Raw genomic sequence first — 19,008 nt, forward strand, 5'->3', positions numbered from 1 at the left:
ACCCGCTGTTCAAACAGCACCCAAACGCAAAACGGAGGATATCATGCGTTTTAATATCACCAAACTTACGGCCGTAACGGCCCTTGCACTCGGCCTTGCCGCTGCCGGTGCCCAGGCACAAACCCTACGCATCGCGCATGTGGACCCCGACGAATGGACCGCGTCCAAAAAGGGTGCCGCAGCCCATGTGTTCAAGAACATTGTCGAAGGCGAAACCGACCTGACCGTTGAATTGTTTCCCGCCGGTGCTTTGGGCAACGAAGACGAGTTGGTTAATCAGGTCCAGGAAGGTCTGACACAGATCGCATTGGTATCGGGTGCCATGTCCAAGGTCTGTCCTGCCGCGTCGGTTCTGGATATTCCTTACACCTTCGCCTCTGCCACCATCGCGTGGGATGTTCTGGACGGCCCGTTCGGCGACGCATTGGCCGCACATTGCCTTGACAAAACCGGCCTGCGCACGCTGGCCTATGGGGAAACCGGTTTCCGGAACTTCACCAACGGCACCCGCGAAATTCGCACACCTGCGGATATGGAAGGTCTGAAATTCCGCGTGCAGCCTATTCCGCTGTATATCGAGATGGTCAAAGGTCTGGGCGGCGAACCGACCCCGATCGCATGGACAGAACTGCCAAACGCATTGTCCACCGGTGTTGTTGACGGTCAGGAAAACCCTGTCGGCGTGATCTATGCCAACAACCTGCACAAGCTGCAAAAATACATGACCCTTGACGGCCACGTTTATGCAGCCGACTTTATCATCATCAACGATGAATTCTTCCAGTCGCTTGCCCCGGCCGAGCAGGAAGTCGTTGCCAAAGCGGCACGTGTTGCAGGTACAATGGGCCGCGCAATCCAGCAGTGGGGCACAGCCGAAGGCGTGAACAAAGTCCAGGCCGAAGGGATGCAGGTTTATTCGCCAACTTCCGACGAACTGGCGATGTTTGCAGAAAAAGCACAGCCTGCGGTCGTAGAATATCTGCGCGGCGAACTGGGTGACGACGCCAAGTGGATCGACGATCTGCAAGCCGCCGTTTCCACCGCGTCTGAATAATACATCAATTTGCCGCGCTCTGACATGTCGGTGCGCGGCAATCTTACCCAAGGGAGCGAACCGCTATGGATCGTCTAAACACTTTCTTCAGACGTTTCTTTGCAACGGGTGCCGGTGTCTCTATGGCGCTGGTTTTTATGATTATTTTTGTTAATTCACTGCGCCGCTATACCTTGGGTAAATCAGTGGAATGGGGCGAGGAATTGCCGATCTACATCGCCGTTTACGGCGTGATGTTCGGCTTTGCGCTTGCCTATATGCAAGACCGCCACATTCGATTTACCATCCTTACCGATTTTCTGTCGAAACGCCGCCGCGACATCCTGTTTTGTGGGGTTGATCTGGCGATGATTGCCGTCGGGGCCGCACTTGCATGGTCCGGCTATGCCTTTGCCACCCGCCGCGCCGCTGTTGACAGTTCCGGCCTGATTGGCACAGCCAAACGGCTGGTTGAATCCACCGGCATCGAAGGCATGATCTGGATTGGCCGGGTCAGCACCTATCAATTCGCGATCGCCGTCGGGGGCGTTTTCCTGATGATCGCAGCATTCCTGAAATTCATGGAGCGCCGCGCCGCGCTGAAGGTCTCCTAAGATGGTCTATATCGTCCTTATCCTTGGGCTTTTGGCAGGCCTTCCGATTGCCTTTGCCATTGTCGCCGCCCTTAGCCTTTTCATGGCCACGGGCGACGCGCCCTATGCGCTGCGCATCGTCGCAACCGAGATGTTCAAGGGTCTAAACTCTTATCCGCTGCTGGCCATTCCCCTGTTCATCCTCGCGGGCGAGCTGATGAACGAAAGCGGCATCACAGGCCGCATTATCGCATTCGCGAATGTTCTGGTGGGCCGGATGCGCGCAGGGCTTGCGCTGGTCAATATCTGGGCCTCGGTGATTTTCGCAGGGCTCTCCGGATCTGCTGTGGCCGATACCTCCGCAATTGGCCGCGTGTTCATCCCCGAGATGGAAAAACACGGCTATGACCGCGCCTATGCTGCGGCACTGACTGCGGCGTCATCCGTGATCGGGCCGATCATTCCACCGTCGATCCCCGTCATCATCTATGCGCTGATCGTCACGGGCGTCTCAGTACCTGCCTTGTTCATGGCGGGCGTCATTCCGGGCATTCTGCTGGCGATTTTCCTGTCGGCCTATGTGATGATGACGGTCAAGATCGACCGCGCGACCGAACTTGCCGCCCAAGCCGAAGCGCCCCCTGCCCGCACGGCCTTGCTGGGCGGTGTGCTGCCCCTGCTGATGCCGGTGTTTGTTGTCGGGTCCATCCTGCTTGGCATCGTGACCCCCACCGAAGCGGCGTCCTTCGCTGTGGCTTATGCATTGGTCCTTGGGATGTTTGTGTACCGCAAGATCGCCTTCAGCGCCCTGCCCCGCATTTTCACCGACGCCATGCGCGACAGTGCCGTGATCCTGATCATCATCGCGTCGGTTTCGGCGGCAAACTGGCTGCTGACCTATAACCGCGTCCCGAACATGCTGACCGACTGGGTCTTGGGCAATGTCGACAGCAAAACCACCTTCCTGATCGCCGTGATCATCCTGTTCCTGTTTGTCGGTCTGTTCCTCGAAGGGATCGCCGCGATGCTGGTGCTGGTCCCGATCTTGCACCCCATCGCTGTCAGCCTTGGCGTTGATCCGGTGCATTTCGGCATTCTGGTCATCTTCAACCTGATGATCGGCCTGATCACCCCGCCTTTGGGCCTGTGCCTGTTCGTGGCCGAAGGCATCGCAGGTGTGGGCATGGCCCGACTGACCCGTGCAATCCTGCCGTTCTTTGCCGTCGAAGTGCTGGTGCTGCTGATCCTGACCTTTGTGCCAGAGACGGTGATCTGGCTGCCACGTGTATTGGGATATTAAGATGAAAACATCTATCGCCACCGTTTCGATTTCCGGTAACCTCCCCGAAAAGCTGGAGGCGATTGCCGCCGCCGGTTTTGACGGCATCGAGATCTTTGAACAGGATTTCATCGCCCATGACGGCAACCCCCGCGAGGTCGGCGACCTGATCCGGTCCATGGGCCTAGAGATCACCCTGTTCCAGCCGTTCCGCGATTTCGAAGGGTTGCCAGAACCGCTGCGCGCCAAGGCGTTTGACCGGGCCGAACGCAAATTCGATCTGATGCAGGAACTGGGCACCGATCTGGTTCTCGTCTGCTCAAGCTGCCATCCAGAGGCCCTTGGCGGGATCGACCGTGCGGCGGCTGATTTTGCCGAACTGGGCGACCGCGCTGCCAAACGCGGGCTGCGCGTCGGCTTTGAGGCCTTGGCATGGGGCAAACATGTGAACGACCACCGCGATGCATGGGAAATCGTGCGCCGTGCCGACCATGCGAATGTGGGCATCATTCTGGACAGTTTCCATACCCTTGCCCGCAAGATCGACCCCGACACGATCCGGCGTATCCCCGGTGACAAGATTTTCTTTGTCCAGCTTGCCGACGCGCCACAGATCGACATGGACCTGCTGTATTGGTCGCGCCATTTCCGCAATATGCCCGGCGAAGGCGACCTTGCCGTAACCGATTTCATGCGGGCCGTGATGGCCACAGGCTATGCCGGCCCGATCTCGCTCGAGATTTTCAACGACCAGTTCCGTGGCGGCAGCGCCAAGACGATTGCCAAAGACGGCCATCGGTCGCTGATTGCCTTGATGGATGACGTGCAACGCGCCGAACCAGCAGCGGCCGCCATGCTGGCCCCGATGCCCGCACGCTCCACAGTTGATGGTGTATCTTTCGTTGAATTCGCGTCACGTGGCGAAGAAGCGGACGCATTGGAGACTATCCTGCGCACCTTGGGCTTCCAACACTCCGGCACCCACATCGCCAAGAAGCTGGCCTTGTGGACCCAAGGCGACATCCGGATTGTCGTGAACCGTGAGAAAAGCGGCTATGCCAGCAGCGCCTATATGGCCCATGGCACCACCGTCTGTGACATCGGCATCGCGGTCGACGCTGCTGCTGATACCGTTGAACGCGCGCAGCGTCTGGGGGCCGCCCCCTTTAACCAGCCCGTCGGCCCCGGAGAGCTGAACATCCCCGCGATCCGCGGCCTAAGCGGCAGTGTGATGCACTTCATCGACAAAACCAGCGGTCTGAATGATGTATGGTCGGTCGAATTCACCCAAACCGCCCAAGATGACAGCGACGCAGGGTTGATGCGGATTGATCACCTAGCCCAAACCATGAGCTATGATGAAATGCTCAGCTGGTCGCTGTTCTATACAACGCTGTTCCAGATGAACAAATCGCCCATGGTCGATGTGGTTGACCCCGACGGGTTGGTGCGCAGCCAGGCGCTTGAGACACCAAACGGGACGTTCAGGATTACGCTGAACGGGGCCGAAACCCACCGCACCATGGCGGGCAATTTCCTTGCCGACAGCTTTGGCGCATCGGTGCAGCACATCGCACTGGCCAGCGACGATATCTTTGCCACCAGCGATGCGATGGCGAAACGCGGCTTCAAACCCTTGCCGATGTCCGACAACTACTATGCCGACCTCGCCGCGCGGTTTGACCTTGATCCTGCGGTTCTGGCCCGTCTCAAGGCTGGCAATATCCTGTATGACGAAGACGCAAACGGCGCGTTTTTCCAGTTCTATTCCCAGCCCTATGCCGGTGGAATGTTCTTCGAAATCGTCGAACGGCGCGGCGGGTACAAAGGGTACGGTGCCCCCAACGCACCCTTCCGAATTGCCGCACAAAAACGTCTAATGCGCCCCAAGGGTATGCCAAAACACTAGCCATAGGACCGACATCCAAAGCGCGTGATTAAAAAATAGGCGCTGGCCGGAATGCTGCCCGAAAAAAGTGCTTTGGCTGTTGTTTCCTTGGGGCCCAGACGGCAACATTTGGGTATGTCATCCGTGCCCGCAGTTCCAATTTTAGTATTTTCCGACCTCGACGGCACGTTGATTGATCATGCGACCTACAGCTGGGATGCGGCAAAACCGGCATTAGAGGCATTGCGCGCCTGCGGGGGCGGGCTGATCATGGCAAGCAGTAAAACCGGCCCCGAAATTGCAAACATTCGCGCTGCGCTTGGCTGGTCGCACTGGCCTGCGATCGTTGAAAACGGCGCGGGTCTGTTGCCGGCAAACGGGTCTGGGATGGCAGACAGTACGCAGTATTCCAAGCTGCGCGCGATATTGGACGACACCCCCCCCGCCTTGCGCCAGCATTTTCGCGGTTTTGGGGATATGACCGCAGCACAGGTGTCAGCCGTGACCGGCCTTGATGCCGCGCATGCCAGTCTTGCCAAGACGCGGGCGTTTTCGGAACCCGGCCTATGGGGCGGCACCGCCGAACAGCTGGACCTGCTCCTGAACCATCTGTCGCAACATGGCATTTCGGCGCGCGAAGGGGGGCGGTTTCTGACCCTGTCCTTTGGCCAGACCAAGGCCGACCGGATGGCCGAATTGATTGCCGAATATCAACCGGCCCACACGGTTGCCTTGGGCGACGCCCCCAATGATGTCGAGATGCTGCAAACGGCAGACACCGGCGTTATTGTGGCAAACCCGCATCGCAAAGCCTTACCCGCGCTAAAAGGCGAAGAAACCGGCGCCATTATCCGCACCGCATTGCCGGGCCCCCACGGGTGGAACGCTGCGATCCTTGGCCTCCTTATTGACCTGAACCTTAGATAGGAACGATCACCCATGTCAGATTTTCACCAAAACGGTAACATCGCGACGCTGCATAACCTGCGGACACGGTCGCTGGATGAACTGACATACGAGCTGGAAACCTTTGCACAGACCCGCAAAATGACGTTGATTTTGCCCTGCCTCTATTCTGAGCTGGAAACCGACGCGATGCCGAACATTCTGGCCGAGCTGTCCAAGGTTACCTATCTTCACCGCATTATCATCGGCCTTGACCGCGCAGACGAGGCGCAGTTCCGCCACGCGAAAGAATTCTTCAAGGGCCTGAACCAGCGCCATATGGTGATCTGGAACGACAGCCCGCGGATGCTTGAACTGGGCGCGCGGCTTGACGCTTTGGGATTGGCCCCGTCCGAACAAGGCAAGGGCAAAAACGTCTGGACGGCCCTGGGGTATCTTATGTCCTGTCAGGACAGTTCGGTCATGGCGCTGCATGATTGTGACATCGTCACCTACACCAACGAACTGCTGGCGCGGCTGATCTACCCCGTCGCAAACCCGCATTTTTCCTATCAGGTGGCCAAGGGATATTACGCGCGGGTGGGCAATGACCATCTGAACGGGCGCGTGACCCGTCTACTGGTCAGCCCGCTGTTGATCGCGCTGAAAAAGGTCGTCGGGGATCGTGATTTCATCGAATATTTACGCTGTTTCCGTTATCCACTGTCTGGCGAATTCGCCATGCGCACCGGCATTTTGCCTGATCTTCGTATCCCGTCTGATTGGGGGCTCGAGATCGGAGTATTGTCAGAGGCATGGCGCAATCTGGCACCCAAAGCCGTCTGCCAGGTCGAGATTTGCGATAACTATGACCACAAACATCAGGATTTGTCGCCCGAGGATGCGAGCGCCGGTCTAAGCCGGATGTCGACCGATATCTGCAAGGCGATTTTCCGCAAACTTGCCGCAGATGGCACGATATTTACCAACAATACGTTCCGCACGCTCAAGGCCACCTATTACCGCACAGCGCTGGATCTGCTTGAGGCCTATCACGCGGATGCAGTGATGAACGGGTTGGAAATCGACCGTCACAAGGAGGAACAGGCGATTGAACTATTCGCCAATAACATCATGCGTGCCGGCAGCTTTTTCCTTGAGAACCCCCGCGAGACGCCGTTCATTCCCACATGGAACCGGGTGCATTCGGCCGACCCCGGCTTTCTGGCTGACCTACATGCCGCCGCCGCAGCGGATGAAGCGGAATTCAGCTAGATCCGGTTTGTGATCCAGCGACACTGATAGGGCGCAAGGGTGACCGTTTCCGCATCCGCGGGCACGGTTTCGCCCGACAGCAGATCAACCCATGTTTCGTCCTCGATCATGTTCAGCGTGCTGGTCGGAACGGAAACGGTTTCATCGCTGACGTTGTGCAGCGCAAAAATCGATTGGTGGCGGTCCAGGCTTTGGCGCCAGACGGCAAACACCCGCGCGTCCTCCGGGTTCACGGTGAATTGCGTGGCGTTGGGATGGAACGCGGATTGGCGGGACCGCAGTTTTAGCCGCTGTGTCAAAGCGTCCAACACGCGCGCCTGCGGGGTCGTTTCATCGCCAAGTAATGCGCGTAGTGTTGGATAATCCCAGCGGTGGCGATTGATCGCGCGGTTCATGCCGCGATGTTCGACCTGCGCATGATCATTGGGCGTGGCCAGCAGCGAATGGATATAAAACGCGGGGATCCCTTCGAGCGACATAACAATGGTTTGCGAGCAGATAAACCTGTCGAAATGATGGGCGTCCGATCCTTTGAACGTGCGCCCCATGGCATCATAAAATGTGGTGTTCAGCTCGTAAGGGGATTGCCCGCCATCGGGCAGCGCGCGCATGGATACCAGGCCCCCGATTTCTTTAACCGTCTGGATTACTTTGTCTTTTTCAGCATCGGGCAAGACCCCTTCGGCGGGGCGCATGCCGATGCCATCATGGCTGGCGGTAAAGTTAAGATAGGCGCAGCCCAACGGGGCCGGCGGCATTGCGCGTTGCCATTTGTGCAAATATCTGGCCGACCCCGACATCATGGCATGCAAAACCAGCGGCGGCAGGGGAAAGTTGTAAATCGCATGTGCTTCGTCACGGGCCCCAAAATAGCTCAGGTTTTCAGCCTTGGGCACATTGGTTTCGGTCAGCAAGATGATCTTTTCGGGCGCATAGTCACACAGCAGCCGCATGAGTTTGATAATCGCGTGGGTCTGGGGCAGATGGACCGAAGGGCTGCCCGCCAGTTTCCAGATGAATGCAACGGCATCCAGACGGATGATCTGGACGCCATTGTCGACATGCAGGCGAATAATTCGCAAAAATTCCAACAGGACTTCGGGATTTCGGAAATCAAGATCGACCTGATCGTGGCTGAAGGTACACCAAACGTGACGCGTGCCTTTGGTCGTTTCGACCTCCTGAAGCAGCGGCGTCGTGCGCGGCCGCACTACCATGCTCAGATCATCAGCGGGGTCCGCCTCGAAAAAGAACTTGTCATAGGGGGGCTGCCCTTGTCGGTAGGCGTTGAACCAATTGCTTTGGCTTGAAACATGGTTCAGGACCAGATCCGACATTAACGAAAAATCGGCCGCAATACGGTTAATGTCTGACCAGTCGCCCAGTTGCGGGTGCACCGCCCGAAAATCGGTTACCGCAAACCCGTCATCCGATGTATAGGGGAAAAACGGCAGGATATGTACGCTGTTCACCGCCCCCTTGAGGTAACGCAGCAAGAAATCATGCAGCAAGTCCAAGGGTTTGAATGACCCGTCAATGATCGAATTCCCATAGGTGATCACCAGCGCGTCTTTTTCGGACCACAGATTGTTACCAGGCAAACGCCCGCGTTTGCGGCGCGGCGCAGTCTCGGGCCAAAAGGCTTCGACAATCAAACTGGACAGAACGTCGGCATCGAGGTCAGGATATATATCCTTAACAATCCGCGCGACTTTCACGCTTAGGGGCGGTGTTTTCTCGGCCATGGAAAGGGTACTTTTTTGATTACGGACTCTGTAATTTTGGACCACCCATCCGATAAAGCAAAGGGTTTCAGCGGGATCAGCTTGGATCACCGCCTTAGATTGGGGCGCAGGGCCTAACTATTAGGCGATCATCGCGATCAGTATTTCGTATTATTCATAAGTGCCATATCCGTAGCCGGGTCCCTGCTGTCTGCATTTGTTCAGGATCACCCCTAGCATCTGGGTTTGCCCCGACAGTTCACGTTCGCATTGGTCAATCTGGTCTGTGGTTGTCAGGTCGGCGGCGGCGATAACCAGAACGCAATCCACATGTTTCGCGATGGCCATCATATCATGGGACAAAAGCATCGGCGGGGTGTCGATAATAGTGATGTCCGTTGCGTAGGTGTCATCAAGAGAGCACAGCGCAAGGGGGAAAAAGCGGCTTGCCAGAATTTGAGCAGCGTCGGTCACCGGGTTCCGGTTGGAGGAGATCGCAAGATTGTCACCGACGCGCAATGCGGCAGAGTGGAACGGGCGGTCGCCTCGCAAGAAATGCGCCATATCAGCGGGTGGTGCACATCCCAACATGGCTGCCAACGAGGGTCGCCGCATGTCCATTTCCAGCAAGATGGTCCGACAATCGGGTTGCCATTGCAGACTAAGCGCGAGGTTAAGCGCCACAGTGCTTTTCCCACATTCAGCGGTGGGTGACGTAATCGCAACGCGCCGCCACCCTTTGGCACGCATGTGGTGCAGCAGACGGGTGCGCAGCATATCATAGGGCATCGCACCCGCGCCTGATCCATGGGTAAAAATCAGGTTTTGGGAAAGGTGGCCGGGGCACAGATCGGCAATTTTTATCCCTTCCCAAGCGGCCTGAAGGACCCGCTTTTCTTGAACGGACGGAATGGGTTTGAGGCGCGTATTCAACGCGGGCCTCTGGGTTTGATCAAGGGTTGTAAGGGGGGTATTCAATGACGTTCCGAACCTGTTGTCTGAAGGTTTTCAGTTGTTAATTTGGCAGTCGTTAATTCTGTTGGCCCAATTGTTCCGTCAACATGCGAAGCACCCACCGAATACCCCTGCAGCGCCCAAAGCCCCGCAGACAAACCGGCCAGCACAAGGGCAACCGTCACCTGTGTCGGTGTGCGGCGGCGCGATATTTCGGTTCCGGCTGTTTGATACGGCAAGGTTGCAAAGGGGATGATCCCCAAGGCATTGCTGATGTCCGCAGCGCGCCGGATCTTTTTGCTAAAATGCTCTTGAATGAAAACAAACCCAACTCCACCGAGCAACCCGCAGAGAAACCCGGCAACAAGCGCGACAAGCCGGCTTGGCCCCTTGGGGTGAAGTGGCGGCAAGGCTTTTTCGAACAAGGAAATGTGTTGCCCATGGCGCAACGTTTCAATCATCTTGCTGGTCTCGGCGCGCGTTTTGCTGGCGACGGCCTGTTCATGCTGTGCGCGTGTGTTGGCCTGTGTGCGTTCAAGATTGCCGAGGGTAATGCCGTTCGATGTGGTCGCTTCAATAGATTCAGCAAGTGCGGTCAATGAATCGCTTATCTGCGTCTTTCGGGTCGTGAGTTCTGCCAAGTCCCCTTCAATTTCGGCGCGCTCTATCTCATAACTCGATGCCGGTTCTGGCAGCAGGACGGGGTGATCGGGTGTTTTGCCCGCAGCTTGCAGACGCTGACGCAAGCCGTTCACCTGCGACAACAGGATTTTTACACGAGGGTTATCAGGGGAGAGGAGCGTGGTCTGGGTTGCCAGATCCTCTTCTAAAACGGCGAGTTGTATTTCTTCGTTCGATTGGGAGATGGAGGGTTTGATCGCATCGGCCGCAGCAAGGAGTTGCCGGCGGCGTTCCGATTTTGCCCTGAATTCGCGTAGCGTTCCAATTTGACGCTCCACTTGCAACAGTCGTTCCTGAAGCGTGGTTTGCTGGGTTCGCCGAAAGGCAAGGCTATCGGGTAAACTGTCCGTATTTTTCTGCCTGAAAGCCAGAATTGCAGCATCCTGAGCGGCAAGCTCCCTCTCAAGTCGCGCGACTTCTTGCGTGTAAAATTCGAGGGTTTTGCGCGCAATTTGCGTTCGCGTTGCGACGTCTTCTTGCATCACCATTGTGGCAATCTTGTTGGCGACATCCGCTGCAAGCTGAGAGGAGGAGGCCTCAAAACTGATGCTGATAAGGGGTACGGCGTCACGTCCCGGCGCGTGGGTCATGCGTATCCTCGACCTTAAATCGCTGACCTGCTCGTCTGTGAGGGGGGTATTTTGGCGCAAACCCTCATAGATTTTTTCATGCCACGCCAGGTCTGACAGGCTGTGGCGCACCAGGATGCGTTGCAATATCAGATCCAATCGAGACTGCGATTGTAGGGGTGCAGATGAACCTGCCAGATCGCTCGATATCTGCTCCGGCTCCACCAATATACGCGCGAGGGCGACATAGACGGGGGTTCGCAGGCTGGTCATGACGGCAGCCGAGGTGACGCCAATCACGCAGAAGACCGCAATCCAGTGCCACCGCAGGACAAGCCGAGAAATGAAGAAAGGAAAATCCATTTTCAGCCGGTACCAACGCCGGAAAGCCAGCGGAAAAAACGATGCAAACGCTGTTTGTGAGTCATTGCCTCGTGGTCCCTTCAAACTGGTGCATTAACGATCTGTGAAACATCCGAACTCCAGATTGGCCGCAGAAAGTTAAATGCTGGTTAATTGGGCTACCCTGATCGGATTGTTTTGGAGAGCCGCCGCTGACCCCCAAAGAATTTTGGTTAATTGGGCTGGTGCTTAACGGCTTGGTAACTCTCGGCGGCCTAGGGATTTAGTACTGATTAACCAGATCCCGCCGTATTCCGGAGAGGATCACTGGTTTGAAACCGCGAAACAGGGATGGGCCGACATATGATTTTTCAGGACTTCAACAGCCCGTCTTCGACCCTTGATGTCACGCGCGCAATCGTCCGGGAGCCCCCGCAAACATTAGGAAAAAATGAGGAGAATACCCGCAGCGGTTTGTACCGAAACGGTGGCAAACGGGCGCTCGATCTTTTGATTTGTCTGTTTCTTGCACCCTTGGTGATCCCCCTTGTGGGCATTTGTGCATTGATGATTTGGTTAACAGGTCAGGCACCATTTTATTCACAATTTCGAATCGGCTTTAACGGTCGTGTCTTCAAAATGTGGAAACTGCGATCCATGGTCAGCAACGGGGACACGGTTCTTGCGCGGCATCTGGCCGATAATGCAGCGGCCAAGCTGGAATGGCACTGTATGCAAAAACTGAAACACGACCCCCGTGTCACCCATTTCGGACATTTTTTGCGACGGACTTCTCTTGATGAACTGCCGCAGATCTGGAACGTGGTGTGGGGAGACATGAGCCTGGTCGGCCCGCGCCCCATGATGATTTGCCAAGAGCCGCTTTATACCGGGCGCGATTACTATGATATGCTGCCCGGGATCAGCGGGAACTGGCAGGTATCTACCCGAAATCTATCAGATTTTGCCGACCGCGCCGTGTTCGACAGTGCCTATTCTGCCAAGCTTTCCCTCCGAGAAGACCTGATGATTTTGGTAAAAACGATCGGCGTCGTTCTAAAGGCAAACGGTCACTGAAATGAATGCGTATTGCCAGCCACGGTTACGGACACAGACTGCCGAATTGACTGTCATTATCATAAGTTACAACACGGCTGACCTGACGCTGAAAGCGGTCGAAACCCTATATGCCAATACGCAGGATACCGTGTTTGACTGCGTCGTGTTTGACAACGCGTCACGGGATGATTCAGTCGCAAGAATAAGGGCTGCTTTCCCACAAGTGCGGGTCATCGCATCGGCCGAAAATATCGGGTTCGCGATGGCGAATAATGTGGTCGCGGCTGAATGCGCCACGCCTTATTTCTTGCTGTTGAACCCCGACACGGAAACCCACCCGCAGGCTGTCGATGCGCTGGTCAAATTTGCAAAATCCTATCCCGAAACAGGGATTTGGGGCGGGCGGACCGTGTTTGCCGACGGGTCTTTGAACATCGCGTCCTGCTGGGCGGCACCATCTGTCAGGAGCCTGTTTTTCAGGGCAATCGGTCTGACGACCCTTTGGCCGGAATCGGACATGGTTAACCCCGAGAAATACACCGGCTGGCAAAGGGACAGTATCCGCAAAGTCGATATTGTCGTGGGGTGTTTCTTGATGATCGGGCGACCGCTTTGGCAGCAACTTGGCGGGTTCCGGCCAAAATACTTCATGTATGGAGAGGATGCAGATCTGTGCCTGCGTGCGCGCAAACTTGGGTATCTGCCTGCCATCACCCCTGACGCCCAGATCACCCATCACGTCGGCGCATCGACCACCCGAAATGAGGAAAAGACGATTTCCGTCATGAAATCACGCGCGTCACTGATACGGGATCATTGGCCTCGCTGGAAAATCGGCAGCGGTATTTTCCTGATGTGGTTATGGGGGGCGCTTCGGTATTTTGGTACCCGCCCGTTAACCATCTCTCGCAATGCACGACTGCGTGAAACGGCGCATCATTGGCAGGTGGTTTGGGCGCGGCGGGCCGAGTGGTTGGCAGGTTACGCATAGGCCTGAATCCAACGTTTTGCGACAACGGAAGCTGTCAGGCGATCAACGTCATGTAACCGCGACGTAGGGATATTCCCCAAGTAGGACGAGGTGACCGAAAACGTCGAATGGCGCGAATAGATCAGGTGGTCGCAGCGCGACAAAAGCCACATATCAATCAGGGCATTTTCGGCCTCTTCCAGCTTTGCAATGTCGGACGTGGGCCAATGGAGCCTGCTGCCATCGGCTGGCAGGTATTTGTCTATAAAGTGCACACCGGAAAATTTCGACGCCATTTGCGCCTGAACATCCGCGTTATCCGTTGCCAAAAAGATTGACGCGTCGGGGAGTTGTCTTACCATTTTCCTGAGGGTCGTTTTGATAGGCCCCAGCGGAATCTTGCGATCCGTATAGCGGATATGAACGCCAATACTTGGCTTTGACAGCCTAGCGGCATTTTCGGTGACCTGTCCTAGAACATGGTCATTTGGTGTGAAAAACTGGCCCAGACAATCTGCAACGATCTGGCGCTCTGACTTGCTGGCAAACTCGGGATGCCGGCGCAGGTGGTGGGCGATGCGGCGGAACTTTGGCAGATACGACCAGAAAACCGCGACATCATCGGATGTGTTCAACCGCCCCAGATCAACGCAAAATTTGCGATACCCCAAGGGGTTCGAATGGCTGTAAGGCGCGTATTTTTCGATCATTTCCTGCGGCGTCAATTGCAGATTCCCAGCCCAAATTTGCGGTGAAACCGGCCCCGAAAATGCGTCGAACGCGTCGGCGCTTTGCGTGATTGGCGTGTTAAACAGCAAGGGGTAGGCATTTGTCCCGATCGGGGCGTAGCTGCCGTCGCGCCAGTCAATGACGGGGGTGCGATCGGTGAGCCGCGCATAAACAAGGCCGCACACCGCCGAGAGGATGCGATTGCCCAACCCGCCTTTGCCTTTGATCAAAAGGATCTTTTCCACAATGCCGTCCCATCCCGATGTCCAATTCAAGTCGGGATCAAGATCATGGTTAACCGTTTACAATTCTTTAACTCCTACGGGGTCAATTGGATGTGACGGAAGATTCAGGTCTGAAAGGAAACACATGCGTTGGTTGCTTGCTCGAACGATTTTTCATGTCCGGCTGACCACCGTGATATATGTGGCCGTGATCCTGGGGGCGGGCAGTGTTGCGGCGCAGTCTTACCATATCAGGCCGGGTGATATTCTGCGGATCGAAGTGCTGGAGGACCCTGAACTGAACCGGTCCGTTCTGGTCGCGCCGGATGGTAGGATTTCGGTGCCGATGGCCGGAACGATGCGGATATCCGGGCAGCCCGTCGAGGCGGTTCAACGGGGCCTTGCCGCGCGTCTGTCGGCCAGTTTCGCCAACCCGCCGAATGTATTTGTGTCTGTCGAACGACTGGCAGAAAGGCGACCCGACATGCGCCAGCCAACGGCACCAAAGCTGATTTCCGTATTCGTAATGGGCGAAGCAAACAAACCCGGACATTTCGAAATTCCGGAAAATACCAATGTATTGCAAGCCTTTGCCGCGATGGGCGGGTTCACCAAATTCGCAGCGATCAAACGCGTCCAATTGCGGCGCGCGGCCAAGATCGTGCCGCTGAATTACCAACAGATCGAAGCAGGGTCTGCGGCCGCACAGATGACATTGCAAGATGGCGACGTGATCGTTGTACCCCAAAGACGTCTGTTTGAATGAAGGCCAGGGCATGATTGGCCCGATACGATGCAGCCTTTTGACGGTGGCGATTCTGATTTTGTTCACCAATCTGGCGCAAGCCGGTGGCACGGGTGGCATCGCATTGACTCTTTCGGTCGAAACCTCGGTGCAGGGCTACTCTAACCCGGCGCTCAACACGGTAAACCCGCAAAGACTGAACCAGACAAGCACCGCTTTCCGCTTTGGACTGTTTAGCGAAACGCGCAGTCAGCATCTTGCTTTGAAAGGCGGGCTGTCCCTGCGCGCATCGGGGGGCGCGGGTGCAGGAAGCGTGGCAGATGGGGCAGTCGATCCGTTCTTGGCGATCCAGTATTTTCGACAGGCGCGCGATGCCTCGTTAACCTTTGACGCCAGTGTGAAAGAGGCTGATTTGATTCAGATGGACGCGACCGCCTTTGGGCCAGCGCTTCCTATCGGGACAGCAAGGCGCAGGCAGCTCAGTGCTGAACTAAACCTGAAATGGAGAGAAAATGCCCCCTTGGGTTTCGGTATTTTGGCGGCCAGCGAACAGGTCAAATACAAGGGCGGCACCGCAATCGGACAAGGCGGCCAAGTGCTGAGCGGCACCACACGCCAGCGGATCGACCTGATGGCACGGCTGGATTTGAACAGGGTCAGCCAGCTGACCACTACATTGGGCTATCGCGTTTTCAATCAAGAGACAGTGACCGGCCGCCGCGAGAGTTACGGCTTTGATACTACTTACCAAATTGATCGTCCGAGCGGGCCGCTGGCGTTCAAATACGGGTATGTGTCGACGGAAAACGGGCATCGCATGCACGCAATGATCGAGCGGAGCATCAGCTTGCCTGACGGGGCGTTTAGGGTCGGTGCCGGTATCGGCCGCACTGCGGGCGGCGACCGGCATGTCATCGGGCATCTAAACTACCATGCCGCACTTCCTTTCGGGGGTGTGGAAACCCGTCTGAAGCGCGCGTTAGCAAGCAGCGATCAGGATGACAGCGAACAGATCAATACAGAATTCGGGGTGGGGGTTCATCTGGATGTGACCCCATTGGACCGGCTGTTGTTTCGCCTCGACTGGGCAGAGGCGGGAAATACCCTGTCGGGATTAACCACGATGAATCGCGCAATCGCTGTTAGTTATGCGCGCACATTGACACGTGACGCGACATTCAACATCGGGCTGCGCCGCCGTGGTATCCGCGATACGGTCACGGGTGCAGGGCGATCAAACGAGGTTTTCATTTCCCTTACCCGCAATTTTGAAACGCGTTATTAAGTCTATTTTTCAAACAAACGTGCATAGGCCGCCAAAAGCGATTGCTCGGAATGCGCCCAGGACAATCGGTCCAGAACACGGTTGCGCCCTGCTTTACCCATGTCGCGTCGCAACGCGGGGTCGTCTATCAGCGTTCCAATTTTTATTGCGAAATCAATGGGGTCGTTGGGTTTGGCATAGAGCGACGCGGGGCCAGCCGACACGCGGCCTTCGGTCAGGTCAAATTGAACCACGGGTTTTTGCAAGGTCATGTATTCCATCACCTTATTCATCGTCGAAATGTCGTTCATCGTATTTTTAGGGTCCGATGCCACACCAATATCTATCGCATTCAAAGCATCCAAAAGATCAGGGCCATATAGCGCACCAGTAAAGGTAAAATGCTTTGTCAGGCCCCGGTCCGTCACATCTTGCATCATGTCACGACGCGCCGGACCAAAGCCGATAATCAGAAAATGCACATCCTTGTGAAGCGCATTCACCAGATGATCGGCGGCGCGCACCAGTAAATCCATGCCTTCTTGCTGCCCGATGACGCCAACATAGCCGACCAGAGTTTCGGCCCCTTTGCGATAGGTCACATCGCCGGTGGCGGGCAGGAATTGTTCGGTTTTTGGTGCGGACCGAACGGTGAAAACATCAGACGGGTCCATCTTGCCCCGCGTCATCGCGATCGTGCGAAAACTGTCGTTGGTTGCCATTGAAACGTCAGCAACCCGAAAAGTGATCCGTTCCAATACGCACATCAGGCAGTGTATCACGCCACGTTTTCCAAACTTGGCCTCAAATAGTTCCGGGCTGACATCATGGTGGTCGAACATATATTTAACGCCCCTGTGCCGGTACAAAAGCGCCAGCAAAAAGACCAGATCAGGTGGATTGCAGCCTTGGATCGCATCGAACCGGCGTCTTTTCCACACCTTTTTGGCAAGCCTATACCATTGCCAGATGGCATGACCGTATTCCTGAGCATAGGCGAGAACGCCGGAATGTGCTTCGACCGGAAGCGTGTATCGATAAATGTGCACGCCTTCGATAACCTCGTAGGTGGCATCCCATCCGCGCCCCATAGGCGAGATGACAGAAACCTCGTAACCTGCGCGCGCAAGCGTCGTCGCCTCGAGCCAGACGCGGCGATCCAAGGGTACCGGCAGGTTTTCGACGACGATCAGAATGTGGCGATCTGTGTGTGTCGTCATATGCCCTGCGGAGTTAAGAAAAGGTTCGTTTATTGGTGTCAAAAGAAATGAATTTTTCGTAAATCCGGGGCGAATTAATATTAATTCGTCAGGATTAGTCCTCTGTTTGACTGCTGGCTGCCGCGAAGCTGACACATCTTTCAGGCGATTTCAGCGGGCGTGTGTTGCACATACAACCTGCTGCTGCCTGAGAGGACCAATATGCCGATCAATACCCCGTCAGGGCCTGAAACGAGCCTGGCAAGACTAAGCGCTGTTGGCTTTAGCGCCGTCTTTATCCTTGTTGGAATTCTGGGCGGATGGGCTGTCACCACAAAAATCAGCAGCGCGGTTATCGCAACCGGGCAAGTCGGCGTCGCGGGGAAACCCAAAACCGTGCAAAGCCCTGATAGCGGTGCCCTGGTCGAAATTTTGGTTGGCAACGGTGATTTTGTTGAAAAAGGTCAGGTGCTTGCCCGATTGGACCCGACCCTTGTTAAAATCAATCTTGGCCGGGTCCGCACGCATCTATCTGCGGCGCTCTCCTTGCGCGCGCGATTGCACGCAGAACGCACCGGGGCGCGGCAGTTGGTGTTCGCCTATGACGAACTGCGGATTCCGGTTTCTGAACTCAGCGCCTATTTAGGCGATGCTGAAAACCTTCAGCAGGATATTTTCCAAGCCCGAAGGGACCTTAGGATCGGGTCGCGACGTCAGATGCGCGGGCGCATTGCCGATCTGGACACCCGGATGCAGGGGGTTTTGGCGCAGATCACATCGCTGGAACGGCGGCAGGTTTTGTTGGATCAGGAACTACGGAATATCAATGCATTGATGGGAAAAGGGCTGTCGCGACAGGAAAAACTGACAGATGCGCTGCGCAGGCAGGCCATCTTGGAAGGGGATCTCGCGGCCCGGCAATCCGAGCTGGCAAGCATGAAGATCAGACGGCACGAGGTGGCCGAAGATGCATCCCAAGAATTCCGCACAATTCAGGAACAAGTCACCAGTGACCTGCGCGATGTGCTTGTTGAAATAGACGAGCTGACACAACAGATTTTCACCCTTCAGGCGCAGCTTGACCGCCTGGATCTACGCGCGCCCGCAGATGGGATCGTTCATGAACTTGCGATGACGACGCTTGGGGGCGTGATCCGTGGCGGGGATACACTGTTGCAGATCATACCCCAGAATGCCGGTTTCTCCTTTGAGGTGCGCGTGCCGCCGCGCGATATAAATCAGGTACGCCAGGACCAGCTGGCACAGATCGCCCTGACAGCGTTGGATCAACAGAGCGCGCCGAAATTGGATGGAACTGTTGCTGCAGTGTCGCCGGAAACCGTTCAAGACCGCTTAACAGGCGAATATTTTTATCGCGTTACCCTCGATGTCCCACAGGCCGAGCTTGCTCGGCTGCCCAAGGCCGAACGATTGATCGCTGGAATGCCCATTGATGTATTTCTTCAGACGGGTGAAAAATCCGTTTTTCACTATCTGACCGAACCATTGTTGGCGCAAATCAGCCACGGATTTAGGGAATAAGTTTCAAATTCAGGCGCAGGCGTTAAGCAAACCTTTACCTAAAAGATGTCTTA

At 55.9% G+C, this 19,008-nt stretch carries 16 protein-coding genes; 11 read left to right on the plus strand and 5 right to left on the minus strand.

The genetic code is table 11. The features are described from left to right. Positions 1-43: 43 nt before the first annotated feature. From HGT1_RS15680 to HGT1_RS15705, 6 genes are all read left to right on the plus strand, one after another. A complete protein-coding gene (locus tag HGT1_RS15680) occupies positions 44-1,054 on the plus strand; it encodes a DctP family TRAP transporter solute-binding subunit (protein WP_176250895.1) in 1,011 nt (336 codons plus the stop codon). A 137-nt stretch (positions 1,055-1,191) separates the two neighbouring features. Beyond that, positions 1,192-1,647, plus strand: a complete 456-nt coding sequence (locus tag HGT1_RS15685) for a TRAP transporter small permease (RefSeq protein WP_255200230.1) — start codon at positions 1,192-1,194, stop codon at positions 1,645-1,647. 1 nt (position 1,648) lies between these two features. Continuing rightward, a complete protein-coding gene (locus tag HGT1_RS15690) occupies positions 1,649-2,926 on the plus strand; it encodes a TRAP transporter large permease (protein ID WP_176250897.1) in 1,278 nt (425 codons plus the stop codon). Between the two features lies 1 nt (position 2,927). Next, positions 2,928-4,814: a bifunctional sugar phosphate isomerase/epimerase/4-hydroxyphenylpyruvate dioxygenase family protein gene (locus HGT1_RS15695; RefSeq protein WP_176250898.1), complete on the plus strand. Its 1,887-nt coding sequence runs from the start codon at positions 2,928-2,930 to the stop codon at positions 4,812-4,814. 114 nt (positions 4,815-4,928) lie between these two features. Next, positions 4,929-5,720, plus strand: coding sequence for a mannosyl-3-phosphoglycerate phosphatase (locus tag HGT1_RS15700; protein WP_176250899.1), 792 nt, complete (start codon positions 4,929-4,931; stop codon positions 5,718-5,720). A gap of 12 nt (positions 5,721-5,732) precedes the next feature. Beyond that, positions 5,733-6,953 (plus strand): glycosyl transferase, encoded by a 1,221-nt coding sequence (locus HGT1_RS15705; RefSeq protein ID WP_176250900.1) that lies wholly within the window; start codon positions 5,733-5,735, stop codon positions 6,951-6,953. Here HGT1_RS15705 and HGT1_RS15710 read toward each other — a convergent pair. The 3 genes from HGT1_RS15710 to HGT1_RS15720 form a co-directional block, all read right to left on the minus strand. Then, positions 6,950-8,698: an alpha-amylase family glycosyl hydrolase gene (locus HGT1_RS15710; RefSeq protein ID WP_176250901.1), complete on the minus strand. Its 1,749-nt coding sequence runs from the start codon at positions 8,696-8,698 to the stop codon at positions 6,950-6,952. The genes HGT1_RS15705 and HGT1_RS15710 overlap by 4 nt on opposite strands. 150 nt (positions 8,699-8,848) lie before the next feature. Next, positions 8,849-9,466 carry a CpsD/CapB family tyrosine-protein kinase gene (locus HGT1_RS15715; protein WP_176250902.1) on the minus strand — a complete coding sequence of 206 codons (618 nt, stop codon included), beginning with the start codon at positions 9,464-9,466 and terminating at the stop codon, positions 8,849-8,851. Positions 9,467-9,651: 185 nt separating this feature from the next. Continuing rightward, positions 9,652-11,244, minus strand: a complete 1,593-nt coding sequence (locus HGT1_RS15720) for a hypothetical protein (RefSeq protein ID WP_176250903.1) — start codon at positions 11,242-11,244, stop codon at positions 9,652-9,654. Positions 11,245-11,586: 342 nt separating this feature from the next. Here HGT1_RS15720 and HGT1_RS15725 point away from each other — a divergent pair, with 342 nt between their 5' ends. Both HGT1_RS15725 and HGT1_RS15730 read left to right on the plus strand, forming a co-directional pair. Next, positions 11,587-12,300: a sugar transferase gene (locus HGT1_RS15725; RefSeq protein ID WP_176250904.1), complete on the plus strand. Its 714-nt coding sequence runs from the start codon at positions 11,587-11,589 to the stop codon at positions 12,298-12,300. 46 nt (positions 12,301-12,346) lie between these two features. Next, a complete protein-coding gene (locus tag HGT1_RS15730; protein WP_255200231.1) occupies positions 12,347-13,273 on the plus strand; it encodes a glycosyltransferase family 2 protein in 927 nt (308 codons plus the stop codon). On the opposite strand, the gene HGT1_RS15735 is transcribed toward HGT1_RS15730, so the two are convergent. After that, positions 13,264-14,226: a NodZ family protein gene (locus HGT1_RS15735; protein WP_255200232.1), complete on the minus strand. Its 963-nt coding sequence runs from the start codon at positions 14,224-14,226 to the stop codon at positions 13,264-13,266. The two genes, HGT1_RS15730 and HGT1_RS15735, sit on opposite strands and share 10 nt — an antisense overlap. 124 nt (positions 14,227-14,350) lie before the next feature. On the opposite strand from HGT1_RS15735, the gene HGT1_RS15740 reads away from it, so the two are divergent. Next, the gene (locus tag HGT1_RS15740; RefSeq protein WP_176250906.1) at positions 14,351-14,971 is read left to right on the plus strand and encodes a polysaccharide biosynthesis/export family protein; all 621 of its coding nucleotides are present in this window, start codon (positions 14,351-14,353) and stop codon (positions 14,969-14,971) included. A gap of 43 nt (positions 14,972-15,014) precedes the next feature. Next, on the plus strand, positions 15,015-16,235 hold the full coding sequence (locus HGT1_RS15745; RefSeq protein ID WP_217902991.1) for a hypothetical protein: 1,221 nt from the start codon (positions 15,015-15,017) through the stop codon (positions 16,233-16,235). Positions 16,236-16,237: 2 nt separating this feature from the next. Here the strand turns inward: HGT1_RS15745 and HGT1_RS15750 are convergent, their stop codons facing one another. Beyond that, positions 16,238-17,434 carry a glycosyltransferase family 4 protein gene (locus tag HGT1_RS15750; RefSeq protein ID WP_176250908.1) on the minus strand — a complete coding sequence of 399 codons (1,197 nt, stop codon included), beginning with the start codon at positions 17,432-17,434 and terminating at the stop codon, positions 16,238-16,240. 201 nt (positions 17,435-17,635) lie between these two features. Between HGT1_RS15750 and HGT1_RS15755 the strand changes: the two genes are divergently transcribed. Beyond that, positions 17,636-18,955, plus strand: coding sequence for an HlyD family type I secretion periplasmic adaptor subunit (locus tag HGT1_RS15755; protein ID WP_176250909.1), 1,320 nt, complete (start codon positions 17,636-17,638; stop codon positions 18,953-18,955). Positions 18,956-19,008 lie beyond the last annotated feature (53 nt).

The sequence above is a fragment of the Sulfitobacter sp. HGT1 genome, from assembly GCF_013282155.1.
Classification (GTDB): domain Bacteria; phylum Pseudomonadota; class Alphaproteobacteria; order Rhodobacterales; family Rhodobacteraceae; genus Sulfitobacter.